The sequence below is a fragment of the Pantoea sp. MBD-2R genome (assembly GCF_039134845.1).
Classification (GTDB): Bacteria; Pseudomonadota; Gammaproteobacteria; order Enterobacterales; family Enterobacteriaceae; genus Erwinia.
In genome coordinates, this window is the sequence record NZ_CP152417.1 from 2,049,928 (window position 1) to 2,072,178 (window position 22,251).

21 protein-coding genes are annotated in these 22,251 nt (G+C 53.3%); 14 read left to right on the forward strand and 7 right to left on the reverse strand.

The features are described 5' to 3' along the window. Positions 1-41: 41 nt before the first annotated feature. The 3 genes from AAGQ96_RS09600 to AAGQ96_RS09610 all read right to left on the reverse strand — a co-directional run bounded on the left by AAGQ96_RS09600 (position 42) and on the right by AAGQ96_RS09610 (position 2,009). Positions 42-509, reverse strand: coding sequence for a DUF3237 domain-containing protein (locus tag AAGQ96_RS09600; RefSeq protein WP_147197520.1), 468 nt, complete (start codon positions 507-509; stop codon positions 42-44). 19 nt (positions 510-528) lie between these two features. Beyond that, on the reverse strand, positions 529-1,398 hold the full coding sequence (locus AAGQ96_RS09605; RefSeq protein ID WP_342755366.1) for an MBL fold metallo-hydrolase: 870 nt from the start codon (positions 1,396-1,398) through the stop codon (positions 529-531). Positions 1,399-1,502: 104 nt separating this feature from the next. Beyond that, positions 1,503-2,009: a phenolic acid decarboxylase gene (locus tag AAGQ96_RS09610; RefSeq protein WP_147197524.1), complete on the reverse strand. Its 507-nt coding sequence runs from the start codon at positions 2,007-2,009 to the stop codon at positions 1,503-1,505. A gap of 98 nt (positions 2,010-2,107) precedes the next feature. On the opposite strand from AAGQ96_RS09610, the gene AAGQ96_RS09615 reads away from it, so the two are divergent. From AAGQ96_RS09615 to AAGQ96_RS09635, 5 genes are all read left to right on the forward strand, one after another. Continuing rightward, positions 2,108-2,977, forward strand: a complete 870-nt coding sequence (locus AAGQ96_RS09615) for a LysR family transcriptional regulator (protein WP_342755543.1) — start codon at positions 2,108-2,110, stop codon at positions 2,975-2,977. Positions 2,978-3,038: 61 nt separating this feature from the next. Further along, positions 3,039-5,084, forward strand: a complete 2,046-nt coding sequence (dcp, locus tag AAGQ96_RS09620) for a peptidyl-dipeptidase Dcp (RefSeq protein ID WP_342755367.1) — start codon at positions 3,039-3,041, stop codon at positions 5,082-5,084. Further along, entirely contained in the window at positions 5,081-5,968 is an 888-nt protein-coding gene (gene bla / locus AAGQ96_RS09625; RefSeq protein WP_342755369.1) for a class A beta-lactamase, read from the forward strand. Before dcp ends, bla begins: the two co-directional genes overlap by 4 nt. Before the next feature lie 99 nt (positions 5,969-6,067). Further along, positions 6,068-6,454 carry a type II toxin-antitoxin system RelE/ParE family toxin gene (locus tag AAGQ96_RS09630; RefSeq protein ID WP_147197530.1) on the forward strand — a complete coding sequence of 129 codons (387 nt, stop codon included), beginning with the start codon at positions 6,068-6,070 and terminating at the stop codon, positions 6,452-6,454. Continuing rightward, complete coding sequence (locus AAGQ96_RS09635) at positions 6,447-6,776, forward strand: helix-turn-helix domain-containing protein (protein ID WP_342755370.1); 330 nt, start codon at positions 6,447-6,449, stop codon at positions 6,774-6,776. The genes AAGQ96_RS09630 and AAGQ96_RS09635 overlap by 8 nt, the downstream gene beginning before the upstream one ends. 113 nt (positions 6,777-6,889) lie before the next feature. Here AAGQ96_RS09635 and hpxO read toward each other — a convergent pair whose 3' ends face one another. Continuing rightward, on the reverse strand, positions 6,890-8,047 hold the full coding sequence (hpxO, locus tag AAGQ96_RS09640) for an FAD-dependent urate hydroxylase HpxO (protein WP_147197534.1): 1,158 nt from the start codon (positions 8,045-8,047) through the stop codon (positions 6,890-6,892). Positions 8,048-8,288: 241 nt separating this feature from the next. Between hpxO and AAGQ96_RS09645 the strand changes: the two genes are divergently transcribed. From AAGQ96_RS09645 to AAGQ96_RS09660, 4 genes are all read left to right on the forward strand, one after another. After that, positions 8,289-8,924 carry an aspartate/glutamate racemase family protein gene (locus AAGQ96_RS09645; protein WP_147197536.1) on the forward strand — a complete coding sequence of 212 codons (636 nt, stop codon included), beginning with the start codon at positions 8,289-8,291 and terminating at the stop codon, positions 8,922-8,924. 97 nt (positions 8,925-9,021) lie between these two features. Then, the gene (locus AAGQ96_RS09650) at positions 9,022-9,468 is read left to right on the forward strand and encodes a DUF441 domain-containing protein (protein ID WP_147197539.1); all 447 of its coding nucleotides are present in this window, start codon (positions 9,022-9,024) and stop codon (positions 9,466-9,468) included. Positions 9,469-9,537: 69 nt separating this feature from the next. Beyond that, positions 9,538-9,954: a hypothetical protein gene (locus AAGQ96_RS09655; RefSeq protein WP_342755372.1), complete on the forward strand. Its 417-nt coding sequence runs from the start codon at positions 9,538-9,540 to the stop codon at positions 9,952-9,954. Positions 9,955-10,016: 62 nt separating this feature from the next. Further along, complete coding sequence (locus tag AAGQ96_RS09660; protein ID WP_342755373.1) at positions 10,017-11,039, forward strand: LacI family DNA-binding transcriptional regulator; 1,023 nt, start codon at positions 10,017-10,019, stop codon at positions 11,037-11,039. 131 nt (positions 11,040-11,170) lie between these two features. On the opposite strand, the gene AAGQ96_RS09665 is transcribed toward AAGQ96_RS09660, so the two are convergent. After that, complete coding sequence (locus AAGQ96_RS09665; RefSeq protein ID WP_342755374.1) at positions 11,171-12,085, reverse strand: TIM barrel protein; 915 nt, start codon at positions 12,083-12,085, stop codon at positions 11,171-11,173. A 509-nt stretch (positions 12,086-12,594) separates the two neighbouring features. On the opposite strand from AAGQ96_RS09665, the gene AAGQ96_RS09670 reads away from it, so the two are divergent. Together AAGQ96_RS09670 and AAGQ96_RS09675 are read left to right on the forward strand one after the other, a co-directional pair. Beyond that, a complete protein-coding gene (locus tag AAGQ96_RS09670) occupies positions 12,595-13,773 on the forward strand; it encodes a Gfo/Idh/MocA family oxidoreductase (protein WP_342755375.1) in 1,179 nt (392 codons plus the stop codon). A gap of 100 nt (positions 13,774-13,873) precedes the next feature. Continuing rightward, complete coding sequence (locus AAGQ96_RS09675; protein ID WP_342755376.1) at positions 13,874-15,250, forward strand: glycoside hydrolase family 10 protein; 1,377 nt, start codon at positions 13,874-13,876, stop codon at positions 15,248-15,250. A gap of 72 nt (positions 15,251-15,322) precedes the next feature. Here the strand turns inward: AAGQ96_RS09675 and AAGQ96_RS09680 are convergent, their stop codons facing one another. Then, complete coding sequence (locus AAGQ96_RS09680) at positions 15,323-16,597, reverse strand: Glu/Leu/Phe/Val dehydrogenase (RefSeq protein WP_147197549.1); 1,275 nt, start codon at positions 16,595-16,597, stop codon at positions 15,323-15,325. A gap of 349 nt (positions 16,598-16,946) precedes the next feature. On the opposite strand from AAGQ96_RS09680, the gene AAGQ96_RS09685 reads away from it, so the two are divergent. Together AAGQ96_RS09685 and eptB are read left to right on the forward strand one after the other, a co-directional pair. Next, entirely contained in the window at positions 16,947-18,284 is a 1,338-nt protein-coding gene (locus AAGQ96_RS09685) for a D-serine ammonia-lyase (protein ID WP_342755377.1), read from the forward strand. 228 nt (positions 18,285-18,512) lie between these two features. Next, positions 18,513-20,171 (forward strand): kdo(2)-lipid A phosphoethanolamine 7''-transferase, encoded by a 1,659-nt coding sequence (gene eptB / locus AAGQ96_RS09690; RefSeq protein WP_342755379.1) that lies wholly within the window; start codon positions 18,513-18,515, stop codon positions 20,169-20,171. Between the two features lie 108 nt (positions 20,172-20,279). Here the strand turns inward: eptB and AAGQ96_RS09695 are convergent, their stop codons facing one another. Continuing rightward, entirely contained in the window at positions 20,280-21,443 is a 1,164-nt protein-coding gene (locus AAGQ96_RS09695) for a hypothetical protein (protein WP_342755380.1), read from the reverse strand. A 356-nt stretch (positions 21,444-21,799) separates the two neighbouring features. Here AAGQ96_RS09695 and AAGQ96_RS09700 point away from each other — a divergent pair, with 356 nt between their 5' ends. Next, entirely contained in the window at positions 21,800-22,201 is a 402-nt protein-coding gene (locus tag AAGQ96_RS09700; protein ID WP_147197557.1) for an H-NS family nucleoid-associated regulatory protein, read from the forward strand. The last annotated feature ends 50 nt before the right edge of the window (positions 22,202-22,251 follow it).

Below are 22,251 nucleotides of genomic sequence, written 5' to 3' on the forward strand. Positions count from 1 at the left end.
CGGCCCGCACGGCGGGGGCGGGAGCCGCTCAGAAATATTATTCAGGTGAGACGGTAAAAGTCGATGGTCACGCCGTCGGGCGTACGCTGGCCGGTACTGACGAAGACCGATTCCGTTAACCATGCTAAAGCCGGATCGTAGATTTCAAATGACGGCACGGTGCGAAAATAAAGTTCTTCGGTAGGGATACTGCTGAAAAAACGCATATCCTCATCGAACAGTCGGGAGCGGAACGCTTCCGGCACGCGACGAACCCCGTTATTTTCTATATAAACAGGGCCATGGTCAGTTTTTAGCGCGTAACGGGCCGAGAGCTTACACAGACCGTCGGGCATCACAATCTGGCTGTCAACGCCGCCAGCCATTACTTCTCCGTTCAGTTTTCCGCTCACCGTTCCGGAAAGGACAGGGATCAGCTGTCGCTTCCCGTACTCGCTGCTGTTCGAGACAATCTCAGGTTTCCCTACGTTCACTTTCACTGAAAAACTGTATTCAAGATCGGGTTTCATTTCACTTTCCTGGCAAGGTTCAGCCTTTTTCCTGTAGCGTGGCGGTCATATTTCTTAATGACACCGGCCAGTCGCCCGGCCAGCTGTACTTATCCTTAATGATTTTCGCACTGTATTCCAGGCAAATTTTTACCGGCAGATCGGGATAGATCCGTTCCATTTCAGCGATTAACGCCTCGCTGGTGCCGACACGCTGCAACACGTTAAGAAAGTCCTGGATATATCTGCGGGTAAAACCGATGGCGGAGGGGCTGAAATTGCCCGGAAGGCTTGAATGGCCAGGCACAACGGCTTCAGGTCGCAATGCTTCAATGATATCCAGGCTTCGCATCCATTGTGCGATACGTTCCGGCGTGCGCATATCCGCTATCCAGACATGGGCGTTATTAAAGACCAGATCGGACGCGATAAGGGTTTTAAGAGAAGGGATCCACAACGGAGCAATCGTTATGCAGTCACCGCTCATCTGGCCGAGGATTTTGATCTCATGACCTTCGAGATAAAGCGTGTCCTCTTCGACTGGCCTGACTGCAAATTTTGTTTTTGCCCCATTTTTCTGCAAAACTTCCCGCCCCCAGTAATCGATTTTAAAATCGAAAGCGTCGTTAACATCACTGGCGACGGTTTTACAGGAAATAACGTCAGCATCAGGAAAAACCTGTTTGATCACCTCCAGCCCCAGAAAATGATCCGGGTGCAGATGGGTAATAAAAATCCTTTTCAGCTCCCGTCCGCTTTCAATAATATCAGCCACCAGCCGGTGTGCATTCGCCAGGGTAAATTGCGCATCAACCAACAGGGCTTCTTTCTCCCCCATGATCAGCGTGGAGCTGACGCCAAAACCATCGTGCTTATCACTGCTGATAAAAACCTGGGTGGATAAGTCCATTTACGATCCTCTTGTTGGCTAAAAGGAGGCGCTGGAACGCCTCCCTGAGATTACTGACAGAGTAGTGGCAGGGGGAGAGCAAAAGCGCGCTCCCTTTTCGCTGATTAACGCAGATTGTCCGGGAAGTTGGCTGGCAGCTCGCTCGCCGCACAGTTTATGACGCTGTCATCGTCAGGGCCACAATCGCGAACAAAAGTGATGGTAGCGAACTCATCAATCACTTCGGTAGGATAAGCCGGGCCAGCTTCGCGATAGCGTTCCATCTCGGCGATGTGCTCATTCTGGAAACAGACGGTTTTCTCCGGATTGTTCATTACCCAACGTGGGAAGAAAATCGTGCCGTGGAACAGGTTGTCACCGAGGTTTGCAATCAGGCTGACGTCAGTACCGGTAGGCTCAGTCCAGGAGATTTTGTAGGTCTCCTGACCGACGCGGACGATATAAGCACGCTGATCTTTTACCCAACGGTTGCCGACCAGCCCGCTGTGAATACGGTAGTCCAGCGTCTGTTCATTTTTCACGTAAATTTCATAATTCCAGCCGTTATCGTAGGTATAAACCAGGTGTTTACCAACGAAACCACTAAGATCCTGTTTATCGAATTTGCTCATGATTTATTCTCCTTCATTGAATGGCTTTAGATTATCATTCTGAATTTTCGATGAATAATGCTATTTTTAAATCAAACCTATCGAAATTTTGGATGAGTATGCACAAATCAACGCTGGAACAATGGAGCCTCTTAGATAAGGTAGTCGAGCTTGGCAGCTTCGCCAAAGCTGCGGAAGCCACCTGGCGCAGCCAGTCCTCCGTGAGTTACAACCTGGCTTCGCTACAGGAGAAGCTGGGTGTGGCACTGTTGCAGACCGAGGGCAGAAGAACCGTGTTAACGCCCGCCGGTGAGGTGCTGCTCACTCAGGTTCGCCCTCTTTTAAAATCTTTTTATTATCTGGAAAGTTCTGCGGCCTCGCTTCGCGAGGGTACCCGCACCAGGCTGGAGCTGGTGGTCGATAATATTTTTCCCCGCAGCCGCCTGTTTGCCGTATTACGCGAGTTTCAGCAGCAATATCCTCATACTCAGGTCAACCTGACCGAAGTGCTGGAAAGCGAGCCGCTGTTGACGGAAGCGGATGTGATGGTACTGAGCCGGAGGCAGGATATGAGTGGGCGCGGCGAGTGGCTGATGAACATTGATTTTGTGGCGGTGGCGCATGCCGATCATCCGCTGCATCACCAGCCGCAGCCGCTAAATGAAGACGATCTGGCATCCTGGCCGCTCATCCGCATCGTTGGACGCGAAGCCAAAGCGGGTATCGATGAAACGGGAGCGGCTCAATGCTGGACATTCTCCACGATTGACGCAGCAATTGAAGCCATTACCTGGCAGGTGGGCTATGGCTGGCTGCCTGAAGAGCGCATTGCCCAACAGTTAGCGAATGAAACGATAAAAATTTTACCTCTCGCGCATGGAATAAGACGCGCCACGCCGCTGCATTTAATTGTCAAAAAAGAGCTGGTTGCCATCGACCAGCAAATTCAGACGCTGTTAGCACTGTTTATAAAAGCCGGGCAGCGTTAACCGATTGGCTTGGGAGGATTATCGGCCTATGCTGAAGTCTTGCGAAGACAAGGAGATAACCATGCAATCGAATCCATTCAGCCAGCCAGGCACGCTGCCTTTTCAGGCGCCGCCTTTCGATAAAATTTTAGAGAGCGACTACCGTCCCGCCCTCGAAGAGGGCATGCGTCAGAAGCGCGAAGAAGTGGAGGCGATTGCCAGCCATCCTGATGCCCCCACCTTTGCTAACACTTATCAGGCGCTCGAACTGAGTGGGCAAATGCTGAAGCGCGTCGAAAACGTCTTCGGTGCCATGACCTCCGCCAATACCACCCCTGGACTGCAACAGCTTGATGAAGAGATGTCGCCAAAGCTGGCGGCGCTGGATGATGACATCAAGCTAAACAGCCAGCTGTTTGCCCGGCTGGACAGCGTTTATCAGCAGCGTGCAACGCTTTCGCTGGATGCCGAATCGCTGCGGCTGGTGGAGGTCACCTGGCAGGCCTTTCAGCTGGCGGGTGCCAGCCTGACAGAAGAGAAAAAAGTACGCTTAAAAGCCCTTAACCAGCAGGCGGCGACGCTGGGCGTACAGTTTACCAATCGCCTCCTGGCCGCAACCAAAGCGGGCGGCGTGGTGGTCAACGATATCGCGCAGCTCGCGGGACTCTCCGGCGCGGAAATCAGCGCGGCGGCGGAAGCCGCAGCAGAAAAAGGCCTGACCCACAGCTGGCTGCTGGCCTTGCAAAACACCACGCAGCAGCCGGATCTGCAAAGCCTCAGCAACCGTGACACGCGGGCCGCTCTTTTTAGCGCTGCATGGAACCGTGCTGAAAAAGGCGACGAAAACGATACGCGTTCGCTGGTATTACAGCTGGCGGCGCTGCGGGCGGAAAAAGCGGCACTGCTGGGCTTTACCAGCTTTGCAGCCTGGAGCATGGAAGATCAGATGGCGAAAACGCCGCAGGCCGCGCTGGAATTTATGCGGGAAATCGTACCGGCCGCGACGGCCAGAGCCACGCGTGAAGCGGCCGATATTCAGGGAGTGATCGACAGCCAGCCAGCACCGTTTAAACTCGCGGCGTCAGACTGGCTGTTTTACGCCGAGCAGGTGCGACGCGCCAAATACGATCTTGATGAAAGCCAGGTCAAACCCTATTTTGAACTGAATAACGTACTGGAAAATGGCGTTTTCTGGGCTGCAACACAGCTGTTTGGCATTACCTTTGCGCCCCGTACTGATATTCCGGTTTACCATCCTGACGTCCGTGTTTATGAAATCAGCGACAGTAATGGCGAAGCGATGGCGCTGTTTTATACCGATTTCTTTAAGCGGGACAACAAAGGCGGCGGCGCCTGGATGAGCAACTTCGTCGATCAGTCCACGCTGCTGGGCACGCGTCCGGTCATCTACAACGTTTGCAACTACAGCAAGCCTGCGGCAGGCCAGCCCGCGCTGATCTCCTGGGACGATGTTATCACCCTGTTCCACGAATTCGGCCACACGCTGCACGGCCTGTTTGCCGAACAGCGCTATCCGAGCCTGTCCGGCACGGCCACGCCAAGGGATTTTGTTGAGTTCCCTTCGCAGTGTAACGAGCACTGGGCCAGCGATCCGCAGGTGTTCAAAAACTATGCCCGACACTACCAGACCGGCGAACCAATGCCCGCTGAGCTGCATGAGAAAATCAATCAGGCCAGCAAATTCAACAAGGGTTACGACATGACCGAACTGCTGGCTGCCGCGCTGCTGGATATGCACTGGCACAGCCTGCAAAGCGGTGAGAAAGTCACGGACGTGGGCAGTTTTGAGGCCGACGCATTGCGGCAGGAGAAGCTGGATCTTGACGCTGTACCACCGCGCTATCGCTCCAGCTACTTCCAGCATATCTGGGGCGGTGGCTACGCTGCCGGTTACTACGCCTATCTGTGGACACAGATGCTGGCGGATGACGGCTTCGAGTGGTTCCGTGAACAGGGAGGGTTAAGCCGCGAAAACGGGCAGATCTTCCGCGAAAAAATCCTTTCACGCGGCAATAGCGAAGACCTGAAAAAATGCTATTCAGACTGGCGCGGCAGGGATCCCGAGATCGAAGCGATGTTGATCAACCGGGGGCTGAAAGACGCATGAATCCTTCATATCAACGCCGCAAACTGCTGATCGCCGCCGCCGCAATGCCATTGCTTGTCGGCCTTAGCCCGCTTTTAGCGCGGGCTGAGGCTGACTCGTTATCTCAGCAATTAGCCAGTCTGGAACGGGAGGTGAACGGCCGAATCGGCCTGGCGCTGCTGGATACCCACACCGGCGAAAAGCTCACCTACAGAGGCGATGAACGCTTTCCTCTGTGCAGTACTTTTAAACTGCTGGCCGCGGCGGCAGTTTTACGCCGTAGCGAGCAGCAGCCTGATTTGCTGCTGCAAAGGATGCACTGGACGCCAGCCGAACATCTCGCTTATATGCCGGTGACGGAAAAGCATCAGGACGAGGGCATGACCCTTGAGGCGTTGTGCCTTGCCGCCTTGCAGTACAGCGATAATCTGGCTGGCAACCTGCTGCTGAAAACGCTGGGCGGCCCGGCGGGGATCACCGATTTTGCCCGTGGTTTGGGTGATAACGTCACGCGCCTGGACAGAAACGAGCCTGCGCTGAATACGGCGGTGCCCGGCGATCTGCGTGATACTACGTCGCCGCTGGCGATGCTGGGCAACCTCAACACGCTGCTGCTCGGATCGGGCTTAGCGCCTTCGTCGCAGGAAATACTGGCCAGCTGGCTGAAGGGCAACACCACCGGCAAGAAAGCCATCACCGCTGCCGTTCCCGCGGGCTGGATAGTGGGTGATAAAACCGGCAGCGGCGACTATGGCACCACCAATGACGTTGCTATCCTCTGGCGGCCGGACGCTACACCTTTGCTAATGGCCATTTACTTTACCCAACAAGGCAAAGACGCGCGTTCACGCCAGGATGTGCTGGCAAAAACAGCGCGGCTGGCGCTGGCGGCGCTGAAAGCATAACCTCGGCACAATTTATTGCCATTAAATATATACCTAAGTACTATAGTTATTAGGATTGAGGGTAAGGATACATGCTCTTATTATAGGGAAATAATAAGTATGGAGATTTATGTTTTGAAGGTGTTCGACAAGAACACTAAAGGTGACGGCATTGATGACACCATACTGTGCACGGCCGCACAGGAAGTCATAAACGGGGTGTATGAGGCGAGCTTAGGTGGCGGTGTATTTAAGAAACGCATCCCGCTTCCTAATACGGGTAAAAGCGGTGGGGCACGTACGGTTGTTGCGTTTAAGGCAGGAAATTGCCTGTTCTTTATGAACGGTTATGCGAAGTCAGGCACCAGCAGTTATGGCAAAGAGATTCCGGATGATGCTCTTAAAGCCTATAAAAAACTTGCCGCTGATTTGTTTGGTATGACACAAGCGCAGATTGACGCTCAAGTGAAAGCGAAAACGATGCGAGAGGTAAAATGCGATGGTTGATCATCTAAAAGATTTGCAAGAAATGGCGCATGAAATGGTCCCTCAAGGCGGCATTTCTGAAGACACAGTAAACTACATTGATGCGCGGGTGAGACTGCGCGAACTGCGCGCTCAGCTGCCAGCCATTATCGAGATGAATGGTGAGGCGATTCGCGCGCTGCGTGGCCGCTTTAATCTCAGCCAGGCCATGCTGGCTGAGTACGTGAATATGTCTGTTATGACTGTTTCAAAATGGGAAAGAGGGGAGAAAAAACCGAATGGTGCAGCTCTCCGTGTGCTGAGCACTCTCCTTGAAAAAGGCCCGGAAGTTTTCAGGATTTAACCGAGCATTGTATTCCTGAATCAGATATTGAGGCCGAGTATTTCAATATACATAACCGAACTAAAGCCCGTTTACGCATAAGCAAAAACGGGCTTTCCGCAACCTGAAACCGCCTACGCCAGCGGGCCGCCCTGGATGGTGTCGCACATGCCGTGAATAATGCGTTCGCCGGTTTCGCTCTTCAGTTCTTCATACCACTGCTCGGTGATCGCCATCTCTTTGCCGTGCGTCACGTCACAACGCTTACGCGCTTTCAGCACCAGATCTTTAACCCGATCGGCACGCTTGTGCTGATAGCGCAGCAGCGCATCTTCAATGCCTAGCGAGTTGCTTTGCAGGCTGTTAGCCAGCACCACCGCATCTTCCATTGCGGCGCAGCCGCCCTGACCAATATCGGGCGTAGTGCTGTGCGCAGCGTCACCCAGCAGCGCCACGCGGCCTCTTACCAGCTGAGGGAAGGGATCGATATCGTGGATTTCAATCCGGTTAGTGGTTTCTGGCTCAATCAAATCGATCAGCTTTTGCACGGGCGCCGCCCAGCCGCTGAAATAGCGTTTCAGATCGTCGCGCAGGGTCGCCCGATCCTCCGCCAGTCCCGCAGGCAGCGGCACATCAAAAAAGAAATAGAAGCGGTTACGGGCGACCGGCATCAGGGAAACGCGTTTGCCTTCACCGACAAAGGTGGTCCACTGCGTGGCGGGGGCAATGGCCTCATCGATGGTTACCAGGCCGTTCCAGTTAACGTATCCGGCATAGCGACGCTCCACTTTATGACCCAGTACATAAGGGCGCACCACGGAATGGGTGCCGTCGCAGGCAATCAGTAAGTCGCCGCTGGCCTGAGTACCGTCGGCGAAAAAAGCCGTTACGCCATGTTCATCCTGCTCCACGCGGGCTACACGTTTGCCAAACTGCACCTGTTCGCGGCCATACGTCTCCAGTAACATCGCCTGAAGCTCGGCCCTGGCAACCGGGTAAGGGCGTTCACCCGCATCCTGTACCAGCGGATCGAGGCTGAACTGCGTCAGCGTCGTGCCGTCACGAAAATCGTTATAGGCCATCGTCTGCATTGGGCCGCCCAGCGCGCGCAGCGGTTCCTTCATGCCCAAAAAATTGAGGCACTTGACGCCGTTCGGCCAGATGGAAATAGCGGCACCAACCGGTTTAATTTCCTGTACCGCCTCAAATACCGCCGTTTCAATACCGAACCGTTGCAGCGCAATGGCGGTACACATGCCGCCGATACCGGCACCAATCACAATTGCTTTCATCCGCTTCTCCTTTCAAGATATCAGCAAAATTAAGCAATTTTTGTACCAGATGTTTTCAGCCGTTCAGGCCGGTAAATACGGAGTTCTGAAACAATCGTTTCACTGCGTGGCTGCATCAACAGGATGCATTGCACAATAAAAGTGCATAGCGACTGAAACCTTTGCAATTAATGCACAGGGTGTTTGGCAAGCGCAGCGTAATTTGTCACAGTGAGTCTTCACTCATCATGGAGGGGGTAACATGGCGACCATAGCCTGTTTGCACGCGGCCCGCAGTAATATCGACATTTATGAGCAGGCGTTACAGGTGCTGGAATATGATGATATCCAGCTGCTGCATCGCGTTGAGGATCGGCTTTTTGAACAGGCGCTGGCCAGCAACGCGCTGACGCCTGACATTGCTGATGCTACCCGTCAGGCAATTGAAGAGATGTGTCAACATGCGGACGCGGTGATTGTCACCTGCACCACGCTGGGGGCCAGTGCGTGTGACGCCAGTCAGTTTAGCAAGCCGGTGTTTCGCGTCGATGCGACGCTGGCAAAAGCGGCCTCGCGTTATCATGGTTCAATTCTGGTGCTCTGCACAGCGCATTCCACCCTTGAGGCGACACAGCGTATCTTTGCCGCGTTTATCCCTGGCGAGCGGCTGGCGGTTGAGCTGATCCCGCGCGCATGGGCGTTTTTTAACAGCGGCGATGAAGAAGGCTATTATCGCCAAATAGCCGACTATATTAAGCAGCGGCCGGAATGCTCGCTGGGCTGCATCGTGCTGGCTCAATCCTCAATGGCGCGGGCTGAAAAATATATCAACAGCACCCTGGCCGTGCTGACCGGCCCGGAAGTGAGTTTGCAGACGGCCATTGAGGCGATTATCTGAGCAGTTGTTTCTGAAACGTTAAAAAAAATACCCGCCGGACAGCAAAGCGTTTTATGGTGTAAGTCCCCAAACCGGCCATTTTTTCAGGAAAGAGACTATGTTCGATATGACGCTGCTGATCTTATTGTGCCTGGCAGCCCTGAGTTATTTCAGCCACAACCTGACCGTGGCGATCGCGCTTTTAGTGTTGATCGTCATCCGCATGACGCCGCTTAACAGCCTTTTTCCCTGGGTTGAAAAACAGGGCGTTACCGTCGGTATTGTGATTCTGACTATCGGCGTTATGGCACCCATCGCCAGCGGTGCCATTCCCACCAGCACGCTGCTCCACTCGTTTTTACACTGGAAATCGCTGCTGGCCATCGCCATCGGTATTTTTGTCTCGTGGGTGGGAGGACGCGGCGTGACCTTAATGAGCTCGCAGCCAACCATTGTCGGCGGATTGTTGATTGGCACGATCGTTGGCGTATCGCTGTTTCGTGGCGTGCCGGTGGGGCCGCTGATCGCAGCCGGGCTGGTTTCGCTGTTCCTGGGCAAGTTATAGCGGCTTGCGCCGCCATATCACTCTGATTTCTGCTATGATTGCGCTCTTTTTTTCAGGCAGGAGATGCGGGTGAGCACCAAACAGGGCAAGCGCAACAAGCGCGCCAAACTTAAAGCTAAACAGGCGAACAATGCGCGAGCGCGCGGCAAGCAGCTGGATGCGGTAGGGCGTCAAAGCTACCAGGCCACGCCGGAAATGCTGGCGCTGTTCGATACGTTGCCACCGCTGGATGAGAATGGCGAGATGCCTTTTGTCGCCGACGTGTATCGCTGGTCAGCCGAAGAATATGGTTTTGATGGCACCAGCCGTGAAAACGATATGCTGCAGGTTGCAGCGCTTTGCGTGCTTTACATCCACTGGCGCACCAGTGAGGGTTCGACTTCGCTGATGCAAAATGAAATGATCGAAGCGGCCATTCGCCTGACCGAAGAGAACGACGCCTTTAAAACGCAGTACGAAGCGGCGGAAACGGCACAAAACCAGTAGATTTGTCGGGCGGTGTACGCATTTTGCGGTTCGTCGTGTGGCAGGCATAAAAGGGAGCGAGGATGGCTTCACATCCGACAATGAACGACGTTGCCCGGGAAGCCGGGGTGGGCGTCGCGACGGTAGACCGGGTGATTAACCGCCGTGCGCCGGTTAAACCCGCCACGCAGCAGCGGGTAATGGATGCCGCCCGCAGGTTAGGTTTTAGCGCCGGAAAAGGGATGACATCCTCTGCCGTGCCTTGTCGGCTGGGTTTTATTTTGCTGGACAGCGGCGCGGAATTTTACCGTCAGTTCAGCGAGCAGCTGCGCTTCCATGCTGAGCGTTCAGCGCACATTGCCGCTAATCCGCACTTCGTCTGGCTAAGTATCAATGCCAGCCAGCAAATTGCCGACGCGATCGTTGAGCTGGCGGGCCGTGTCGATGTGATCGGCATCGTCGCAACGGACAATCCCGTGGTGAATCAGGCGATCAACCATGTGCAGGAGAAAGGCGTACGCGTCTACACCCTGTTCAGTGAACTGACCGCGAGCGGCTGCGCAGGTTATATGGGGCTGGATAACCGCAAAGCCGGACGTACGGCAGCCTGGATGATCTCCCGCTTGTGCAAACGGCCGGGTAAAATCGGCATTTTGTTGGGCGATCACCGTTTTCTGTGCCAGGAGATGGCGGAGATCGGCTTCCGTTCCTGGTTTCGCGAAAAAGCCGCAGAGTTCGATATTCTGGAGCCGCTGCGCAGCTATGAAGACGATGGGATGGCAGAGCAGGCAACGCGCACGATGCTCGAGGAAAACAGTGATTTAGTGGCGCTGTACGTGCCGAGCGGAGGCGTGGACGGCGTGGTTCGCGCACTGCTGGCGGCTAAAAAACAGCAGAGCAGAACGCTGACGGTTGTCTGTCACGGGCCGATTGCCCACGCGCAAAAGGCGCTGCTGGAAGAAGTGGTAGACGTCTTTATCTGGCACAGAATGCCGGCGCTTGCAGCAGAGATAATCGCCGCCATTGCGGACGATTTCGTTCACGAAGCGCGCGGTAATCAGCAGCGCTATTTGCCGTTCGACATTCTTACCGTTGAGAACTTTTAGGCTGATTTTCGTTTTCTGACCGCTGAAAAGTTCTGGTCTGGTTGTCGCTTCTTCACCGTTCAGCCCTTACCGCGTAATTGTAGCCTTAACGGGCGATTTGCTCGCCCGTTAAGGCATCCAGTCGCTTATGTTTAAAACCCCACGCTGCGCAGATAATGCAGGCTGGCGGTGACATCGTGCAGGCTGCCCGCGACATCCCGGGGATCTCTTTCCTGTTCAATGGTGATCCAGCCGCGCCAGTTCAGTTCCTCCAGCAGCGCTTTTACCCCCGGATAATCGACGTCACCCGTCCCTAACGGACACATCACGCCCGCCGCACAGGCGCTGAAAAAGTCCTGTTGTCCGGCAATTGCCGCTTCATAAACCGTCTTGTTCACATCCTTGAAGTGCAGGTAATCGATGCGGTCGGCATATTTGCGTAGCCATTGCACCGGGTCCAAACCGGCGTAATAGAGGTGGCCGGTATCCAGACAAAGCCCGGCGGTTGCGGCGGGGATCGCCTGCGCAATGCGATCGATCTCATCACCGAACTCAATAAAGCCGCCGGCATGAGGATGGATCACCGGACGCACGCCATATTCGCGCCAGGCAATGCGGCTCAGTTCGCTAATGTGTTTAACCATGCGCTGCCAGTCAGCTTCAGGCAGGCGCTTTGCGCGGGCAGACTGTCCGGCACAGCGCGCGCGTTCTGCATCGCCAAAATCAATTATCACCAGCCAGGGCGGCGTTTTTGGGCCATCTGCCTGGGCGATCGGCACTTTTTGCAAATTGGCACAAATCGCATGGGTCAGCTCAACCATCGTGCCAAAGTGGCTTTCTGATACCAGATCGTCAAACAGGGTTCCGGCCACCAGCGACAGACCATGATGATCCAGCGCCCGAGCCAGCGTCGTCGCATCGGATGGCAGATAACCCCACGGGCCAAGCTCAATACTGTGATAACCGGCTTCACGCGCTTCGGCCAGCACGGTTTCCCACGGCGGCAGAAAAGGATTTTTCGGGTCATCCACGCCCCAGCTACAGGGCGCATTAGCGATTGAATACATAGTGACTCCTTTAGATTTGACGCGCCGTTGAACCTGTTGCCAACGCGGCCACGGCGCGGACAGCGATAACATAAGTCGGGTGATGCCGTTGAGACTGAGGTTTCACGGTGGAGCGAGGGTAAGCATCAGGATGAACCGAGACTATGGCAGAAGGAATATAAATTCCATTTATTGTTTTATTGGAATATTAATTCTTTGAAGTGGGTCATGAATTGATGGTTTCTATAGGGTTTTTGATAGATTTTGATAGTTAATTTCCCTGGGCTAAAGCTGCACGCTTTCTCTGAAGCAGCCGTGTTTGTCTTATCTTTGAAAACGCCATTTCGCCCTGAATACTGCGTTATTCTCTGAGAGTAAATCTTCAGATTGTGATCTTCTCCATGAATTATAACGTTTCACATTTGACTAAAAGTGGAATTATTCTGAGAGTGATTATGAAAGTCTAAATCATAAATTGTGCGGTATTTTGATAGATAAACATCATTTATTTGATATTCAGTGAGGTCATTATGCTAAACGGAGAGAAACAGATTTCCCGCCCGCTGCGCTGGGCAATGGTCGGCGGCGGTCGTCTGAGCCAGGTGGGTTACAAGCATCGTAGCGGCGCATTGCGGGATAACACCGCGTTCGAACTGGTGGCCGGCGCGTTTGATATTGACGCCCGGCGCGGCCGTGAATTTGGCGTGAATATTGGCGTTGAGGCCGGCCGCTGTTACGACAGCTGGGCGCAGATGTTTGCTGATGAAGCCAGCCGCAGCGACGGTATTGAAGTCGTCACCATCGCCACGCCGAACGGAACGCATTATGAAATTTCCAAAGCGGCGCTGAATGCAGGATTACATGTTATCTGTGAGAAACCGCTGTTTTTTACCAGCCAGCAGGCACGCGAAATCAAGCAGCTTGCCGCAGAAAAAGGGTTGATTGTCGGCGTGACCTACGGCTATTCCGGGCATCAGATGCTGCTACAGATGCGCAAGATGATTGCGCAGGGTGATATTGGCGATGTCCGCATGGTGGAAATGCAGTACACGCACGGCTTCAGCGCTAACGACAGCGCGGATAAATTTTCCGAGGCGCAAAAATGGCGGGTGGACCCGAAAATTGCAGGCCCGAGCTTTGTGCTGGGCGATCTCTCCACCCATACCTTTTATATTTCGCAGCTGGTTTTACCGCAGCTTCAGCTGAAATCGCTGCTTTGCGATCGCCAAAGCTTTATTCCTTCCCGTGCACCGCTGGAGGACAACGCGATGGTGTTAATGCACTATCACGGCGGAGCCGTAGGCCGGATGTGGACCTCTTCGGTTAACGCCGGATCGATGGACAGCCAGTTTATTCGGATTATCGGCTCAAAAGCGAGCCTGGAATGGCGCGATTCACAGCCTAATGAACTGCGGCATGAAAGACAAAATCAACCCAATCAGCTGCTCCATCATGGCATGCCTTATCTTGATGAAACGGCGCTGGCCGACGATCGCCTTGGCGCTTTGCATACGGAAGGCCTGACCGAGGCCTGGTCAAATATTTACCTGAAATTTGCGCTGGCCATCGATGCGAAGCAGCGGGGAGAGGAAGCCGCGCTGGCCGACATGATCTATCCCGATATTGATGCGGGCATTGAAGGCGTGCGCTGGGTTGAAAACTGTGTGCGTTCGGCTGACCAAGGGGCCGTCTGGGTCAACTACGAATAAGCGGGCGGGTCGGGAAGGGCATCCGGAGCCGGGATATGATAAAGTTTTGTCCTCAAAATAATGCGGAGCTTCCCGGCTCAGAATGCGTAAAGGGATTTCTATGTTTTTTCCAGCTACACGGCGCTGGCAGGCCATCGCGATGATTGTTTGCGGCTTTATCCTCACGGCCTGTGGGCATCCACCGCTGGAAAAAAAACCGGTGGTGCCCGTGGTTACGCCGCAGCCACGCCCCGCGCCTGCGCCCGTTATCGATCGGCCGATGCGCGGCGTCTGGCTGGCGACCGTGCAGCATCTCGACTGGCCGCCGCTCAATACGGTCAACATGACTGACGATGCAGAACGAATCCGTGCACAGCAAAACGCGCTGATCGATAAGCTCGATAACCTGGCGTCTGTCGGGGTGAATACGATCTTTTTTCAGGTCAAGCCGGATGCAAGCGCGCTCTACCACTCCAACATCCTGCCCTGGTCTGACGTGCTGACCGGCGAAAATGGAAAAGATCCCGGCTACGATCCGCTGCAATTTATGCTGACCGAAGCGCACAGGCGCGGGATGAAAGTTCACGCCTGGCTCAATCCCTATCGTGTTTCAATGGATACCTCGGCAAGCACCGTGGCGGCGCTCAGGCGGACGCTCAGCGGTTCGCCAGCCAGCGTTTTCGCCTTACATCCAGACTGGGTGCGTACCGCAAGTCATCGCTTTGTCCTCGATCCGGGCGTGCCCGAAGTGCGCGAATGGATAGCCAGCGTGGTGGCGGAACTGGTCACTCGTTACGCGGTTGATGGCATTCAGTTTGATGATTACTTTTATTATGAAACCCCAACCTCGCGGCTGGACGATCGGACAAGCTGGCGACAATATGGCCAGGGATTTGCCGATAAAGCCAGCTGGCGACGCAACAACACGCTGCTGTTGGTGAAGGATATCAGCCGGACCATCAAATCGCTGCGGCCGGAGGTAGAATTTGGCATCAGCCCGGCGGGCGTGTGGCGCAACCGGGGTGACGATCCGCAAGGCTCAGATACACGCGGCGCTGCTGCGTACGATCAGGCTTTTGCCGACACGCGTCTGTGGGTCCACGAAGGGTTGCTTGATTATATTGCACCGCAAATTTACTGGCCCTTCGCCCGACAGGCAGCCCGTTACGACACGCTGGCAAAATGGTGGGCAGATGTGGTCAGACCCAGCCACACTAAACTCTACATCGGCGTGGCGCTCTATAAAGTCGGACAGCCTTCTAAAATGGAGCCTGACTGGATAGTGGGTGGCGGCGTAGCGGAGCTGCAAAGAGAGCTGGATCTGAATGAGGCGCTGCCGGAAATATCGGGTACGATTTTGTTCCGCGAAGCCTTTCTGCGCCAGCCGCAGACGCAGCAGGCAGTCGATTATTTGCGCTCCAGATGGCAGCATTCGGCCTTACAAGATGAAAAAACCGCGCCTGTACGCAGGGGCGTTTTTACCCGTAACGGCCCTTAGGTCCGGGAATCAATAAGGTGCGAAAAGCAGATTCCGCACCTTATTAAATCCGGTATGTTGGCCGTGGCACTCTTAGCCCGGATAAATACCGCGATCCTTACGCGCCATCAGAATGCGCTCGCAGGCCACGATATAGGCCGCGGTGCGCAGGCTACAGCTTTTCTCACGGGCTTTGTCCCAGACGTGGATCATCGCTTCGGTCATGATCTTGTCCATGCGCGCATTGATTTCGCTTTCGCTCCAGAAGAAGCTTGCCATATCCTGCACCCACTCAAAATAACTGACAGTGACGCCGCCCGCGTTGCAGATCACATCCGGAACAACGGTAATGCCGCGTGAAGTCAGCATGTCGTCGGCATCGGGATAAGTTGGGCCGTTGGCCCCTTCCAGCACCAGCTTGCAGTTAAGCCTTTCCGCCCGCGCCGCGGTAATTTGTCCTTCCAGCGCGGCAGGGATCAGGATATCCATCTGCACATCCCAGAATGCCTCGCTGGCAATCTCCTGCGCGCCCTGGAAGCCGGCGATTTTTTTGTGGCTGGCCTGCCATTCGGTCAGCGCATTTAAATCGATCCCCGCGGGATTAAACAGCGTTGCCGTATGGTCCTGAATAACCACGACCCGCGCGCCAGCTTCCACGAACAGGCGAGCCGCTTCGCTACCTACGTTACCAAAGCCCTGCACCGCAATCTGCGCGCCTTCAATCTCAATCCCTGAACGACGCGCCACTTCCCGGCCGGTAATAAACACGCCACGCCCGGTCGCTTTTTCACGTCCCAGCGATCCGCCCAGATGAATCGGCTTGCCGGTTACGACGCCGGTGATGGTGGTGCCGTGATTCATGGAATAGGTATCCATCATCCACGCCATCACTTTGGCGTTGGTGCCAACATCCGGTGCCGGAATATCTTTTTGCGGGCCGATAATCAGGCCGATCTCACTGGTATAGCGGCGCGTCAGGCGTTCCAGTTCACCATCGGAAAGCGCAAAGGGGTCGACGCGAATGCCGCCTTTCGCGCCGCCATACGGCAAGTTCACCGCGGCACACTTAATCGTCATCCACGCAGATAGCGCCATCACTTCATTCAAATCGACATCAGGATGGTAACGGATACCGCCTTTACCCGGCCCGCGCGAAAGGTTGTGCTGCACGCGGAAACCTTCGAAATGGCGAATCGTGCCGTCGTCCATCTGCAAAGGGATATCAACAATCAGTGCGCGCTTGGGGTGGCGAAGCGTATCGATCCAGCGGGACAGGTCGCCCAGATAAGGGGCAACGCGGTCGATTTGCTGTAAATAAGTAGACCAGGCCGATGTGCTGCTTTCAGAAGCGTAAGAGAGCTTATCCATAACAAACCTTTTCTGAATTAGTGATAAATGCTGCAAAATCGCGGAGAGTGAGGTGCATATGACTTGCACGACGCACAATCTATCACCAAATGAATGTTGGAAATTCATTAAATTAATGTGAATTTTATGGTGAGAGGTGATTTGTTTAGCGCCAGACGAATAAATAATTAAGCACCGGGTTACAGGAGAGGACAAAGAGGGGCTGTTTTTCCATAGTTATGCAGATAAAATGCATATCTGAAACATTGATGTTATTTATCAAAAGTTTGAATGCGATCATATTTTGCCGTACGGGAAGCGGGTTGGGCTGGCTGTTCATGCTCTTCCTGCAATATGACGAGGAGCCATTATGGATGCCAGCACACAATCGTTTTTACAGCAGTTCCCCTTACTGAAGAAACTCTCCGCACTGGAACCTGTCACCTGGGTTAACCCGCGAGCAACCACCAGCGAGGAAGGATTACGCCACGTCGGGCTGACGGCCGCTCAGGTTGATGACGCCGCACAGCGGCTGCAACGCTTTGCGCCCTGGCTGATAAAAGCCTTTCCGGACACGGCGGCCGCGCAGGGCGTTATTGAATCTGAAATCGTGGCGCTACCTCGCCTGCAACAAACCCTGAACAGTCGCTTCAGTACGCAGGTAACGGGCCGGCTGCTGCTGAAAAAAGACAGCCATCTGCCGATTTCCGGTTCCATCAAAGCGCGTGGCGGTATTTATGAGGTGTTAACGCATGCGGAAAGCCTGGCTATTCAGGCCGGTTTGCTGCACGAAACGGATGATTATGGCCGTCTTTTCTCCGATGAGTTCCGCCAGTTTTTCTCGCAGTATTGCATTGCCGTAGGGTCAACCGGCAATCTCGGGCTGTCGATTGGCATTGTCAGTGCCCGGCTGGGCTTCCGCTGTTGCGTTCATATGTCGGCAGATGCACGGGAATGGAAAAAGCGGAAATTGCGCGAGCATGGCGTACAGGTCATTGAATATCAGGACGATTACAGCGTCGCGGTGGAGCAGGGGCGACGTGAGGCGGCCAGCGATCCCCACTGTTTCTTTATTGATGATGAAAACTCCCGCACGCTTTTCCTCGGCTATGCCGTTGCGGGCGAGCGCGTCAGGCAACAGCTTCAGGCCATGGCAGTGACGGTTGATGCTGAACATCCGCTTTTCGTCTATTTGCCGTGTGGCGTGGGCGGCGGGCCGGGCGGGGTGGCTTTTGGTCTGAAGCTGGCTTTTGGCGACCATGTGCACTGCGTCTTTGCCGAGCCGACGCACGCGCCCTGTATGCTGCTGGGCGTCCACACGGGTCTGCATGATGCTGTCGCGGTTGGCGATCTGGGCATCGACAACCAGACGGTTGCGGATGGCCTTGCGGTTGGACGCGCTTCAGGTTTTGTCGGGCGCGCAATGGAACGGCTGCTGTGTGCTTTCTTTACGGTCAGCGACGAGCAGCTGTTTGAACTGCTGGGCCTGCTGGCGCAGGAAGAAAATCTGAGGCTGGAGCCGTCGGCACTTGCCGGGCTGCCGGGTCCCTGGCGGATGCAGCAGGCCGCGGATGCCCAGGCGGAACAGGGAATGAATGCGCAACGGTTCAGCCGGGCAACGCACCTGGTTTGGGCTACGGGTGGCGGAATGGTGCCTGAAGACGAAATGGCAAAATACCTTGCGGCGGCGGAACAACATTTCAGCTAAGCAGCAGCCGTACGGGCCTGATACCAGCGATAAATTGACTTTGCGGTGATCCTGTACGGCTGTCATCACACTTTTTGTTACATTATAACGATCTGTTTTTCAGTCGCTAAACCAAACTCACGCACCTTTACACTGTCCTAACCCATTCACGCTGTGGCAATAACTATAAACTCCTCGTGCTAAGGCCGTTCTGCCATGAAACCCACTGCAAAAAATATGACGTAACAGATGAAAAAACTGCTTTTTTTGACTCAGCAACGGGTCTGCTGCCTGCTCGCTTTCTACATTGGTATTTTATTAAACCTGCCCATTTTTCTTCGGCGTTTCCATCAGCTGCGCTACGACGCTCTGCTTTCTACCGGCATTGAAATCGTCGCGGCTTTTGCCCTGGTGCTGTTTACCACCCTGCTGGCGTCGCTGGCGGGCCGCCTGCTGTTCCGTATTTTACTCTCACTGCTGGTAGTTGGCTCGGTCGCCGCCAGTTATTACATGATCTTTTTCAATGTGGATATCGGTTACGGCATCATCGCGGCAGTGATGACCACCGACAGCATGGATCTGTCAAAAGAGTCGATAGGCTGGAATTTTGGCCTGTGGCTGGTGTTAGTCAGCCTGTTGCCGCTGCTGATACTGTGGCTGGCTCCGCTACCGGAGGCGGTGTTGCATCGTCGTAACGGCGGCGCAATGCTGCGTCGGGCGGGCGTGATGGTCGCGGCTGGCTTATGCTGCTGGCTGCCGCTAAAGGTGATGGGTAAGCATCAGGACAGCCTGGACCGCCAGCATAATCGCATGATGGCGAGCTATGGCGGCGTCGTGGCAGGCACCTACTCGCCGTCTAACTGGCTGTCTGGTATGGGGCTTCTGGCCTATAGCAGCTGGAGCCAGGCGGAAGACAGCCGTAAACTTTTCGATCCCGCAGCGCATTTCACCTACACGCCGCCAAAAGACGTTAACGATCTCTACGTCGTATTTGTTATCGGCGAAAGCGCGCGTCGCGATCATATGGGCGTTTATGGTTATGCGCGTGACAATACGCCAAACCTGGACAAAGAACCCAACCTGGCGGCGTTACAGGGCTATTCCTGCGACACCTCAACCAAGCTCTCGCTGCGCTGTATGTTCGTCAGGGAAGGCGGAGCTTCTGAAGCGCCAGAACGTACGCTAAAAGAGATGAACGTTTTCTCCGTGCTGAAAAAGCAGGGCTTTTCTTCCGAGCTGTTTGCGATGCAAAGTGAAGCCTGGTTCTATAACAAGGCGCTGGCCGATGATTATGCGCTGCGTGAGACCATTCAGTCGGAGAAACGCAACGTTGGCAAACCGATTGATGATATGGCGCTGGTCAGCGAGCTGAAGGATTCCCTTGATCGTCATCCGCAGGGCAAACATCTGGTGATCCTGCATACCAAAGGGTCGCATTATCTTTATACCGAGCGCTATCCGCGTGCTTTTGCCCGCTATCAGCCGGAATGCATGGGCATTGATGATAACTGCTCGACGCAGCAGATGGTAAACTCCTACGACAACAGCCTGCTCTACACTGACCACGTGCTGGAACAGGTGTTTAATCAGCTGCGCAATCGTAACGCCATCGTTTTTTATGCTTCCGATCACGGCGAATCGATTTCAAAAAATATGCACTTCCACGGCACGCCGCGTAACGTGGCACCGATGGCACAGCGATCGGTGCCGATTATGGTTTGGGCTTCAGATAAATTCCTTGCGCATCCCGATCATGCTGCGGCCTTTGCTCAGCTGAAAATGCTGGCTAAAGACAAAACGCCGGTTTTCCACGAGAAGCTGTTCGACAGCATATTGGGCTGCGCGGGCTTCACTTCACCGAATGGCGGCATCAATGAATTGCGTAACTGGTGTCATGTGAAGCAGTAAGCCGGAAAGGGCGATTAACGCCTCCCTAAACGGCCTGGCAACAGATAAAGGACGGCGTGGCAACACTGCCGTCCTTTTTAATGAGATCGCTTCAGCGGTGAAAATGCCTTATTCCTGCCATTTTAATAACGTCTCTTTATCGACGATATTGCATCTTCGGGTTGCCTGCTGAAGCTTATCACGAAGATTTTCATCAAAATCTTTGTCACCTAATCGATAACTCATACTTTCAGTTAAAACGGCAGGGAGCGTTTTCGGGCAAATCAGGCTGACGGTTCCCATTGAAAAAAGGTTAACGCCTTCAACGATATGAAATTTCGTATCTTTACTTTCTGTCAGCGACCAGTTCTTGCCTGAAAACATTTCTGCGGGATATTTATCTGCCGGAACCGCATAACGGTAAACCGTCAAATCCATCACGCCTGATAATTTCATGGATAAATTAATTATCATTGCCGGGATAACGGGGAGCAGACTTGATACCAGCGCTAACGCCATCAATGCTGCACAGCTAAATATGGCCAGTCTTTTGAATATATGGCTTTTTAAACCTATGAAGACGAGCAAAGGTACCAGGGTGATTATCACAATAAAATAGGTCAGGCCAAATAACAGTAACGCTTCTTTTAAGTTTCCCGTACCGTCAGGGAATTTCAACGTTTTGATCAGCAATCCCATTGGGAAAACGAACAGCCAGGATGCCACACCGATCATCGTTGGCTTAAAAAAATGAATCGTTAAAACGAATTCCCACCAGTCCCACCCGGACAGGTAGCGGGAGCGTTTATGGGCTATATGACGATTAAACCACAGGTTTAACAGAATACATATCACACTATTTGCCAGGAAAAATAAACCTACAGGCCATGCAGCACCCGGTTTTTTATTAGCAGGATAAAAATAACAAAACGCAAAAAAAAGAATTACCGCAAGAAATGAGCCCCATAAGAGGATCCTGACATAGTTACTCTTGATCTTTTGGTAATCGCTATGGTTACGGGGACTTCCCTGTAAAATCAGTGCTGAAATTATCGAGGGGGTAAAGAAAACCAGGCAAAAAAGAAAGATGCTTAAAACAGAAGAAAACGCAATAAAAGAGAAGATATCTTTAAAGCTGACAACCTGTAAAAAAATGTCCTGACGGCCTAAGCGGTACAGAAAGACCCAGGTAAACAGGATTGCTATACCCGTTAAAATAGCGGTTGGCGTCAGGATTGAAATAAGCCATCTTTTTACATTTTTACCCTGCAACAGGTCATCTTGATTGCTCATTTGACGGTTCCATATGTTAGGAGAATGTAATCAACGCCTTATTATTTATATTACGCAAGGTAAAGCAATCTATTTTTGGGTGGGGGCCTTTTTTTGCGCACGATAACAGGACTAATTTCACTGGCCTAAAAATGATTATTTTTTAATTTCGTTAAATATAAGAAGAAAATTTTGCCTGACTTTTAGTCACCCTTGATTTTAGGGTTTGTATCTAAATTGAACAGTTTTATGTTTCATATTCTGTTAATGCGGGTAATCATCCGTTCAACGCGATAAATCAAAACAATAAATGTTATCCTTGTCTCGTCAGTGAATGCTCGCTGGCTTATTTGATTTGAGATTTAAGGAAGTAAAGTATGAATTTTAACCTGAGTAGCCTGAAAAATATCCGTTCATTACGTGCGCAGACGCGTAATATGGCTACAGAGGAGCTGGAAGAGATCCGCGAAAAGCTCAATATTTTAATCGACGAACGTCATATTGAACGGCAAGCGGCTGAAGCAGCGCATCGTGAAAAAGCTGAAAAACTGGCCATGTATCACGAACTGCTGCTGGAAGACGGTATCTCTCCCGCAGAACTGCTGGACGGCATAAAGCGATCTGGCATGCCAAAAAAAGCACGCGCGCCACGCCCTGCTAAGTATAAATATACTGACGTCAACAATGAAATCAGGCACTGGACGGGTCAGGGCCGCACACCTTCTCCCATTAAAACCGCCCTTGAAAATGGCCAGTCTCTTAATGACTTCCTGATTTAATCAATGCTGCCTGAAGTGAATGGTTCAGGCAGAACTGTTTGATCGGTAAA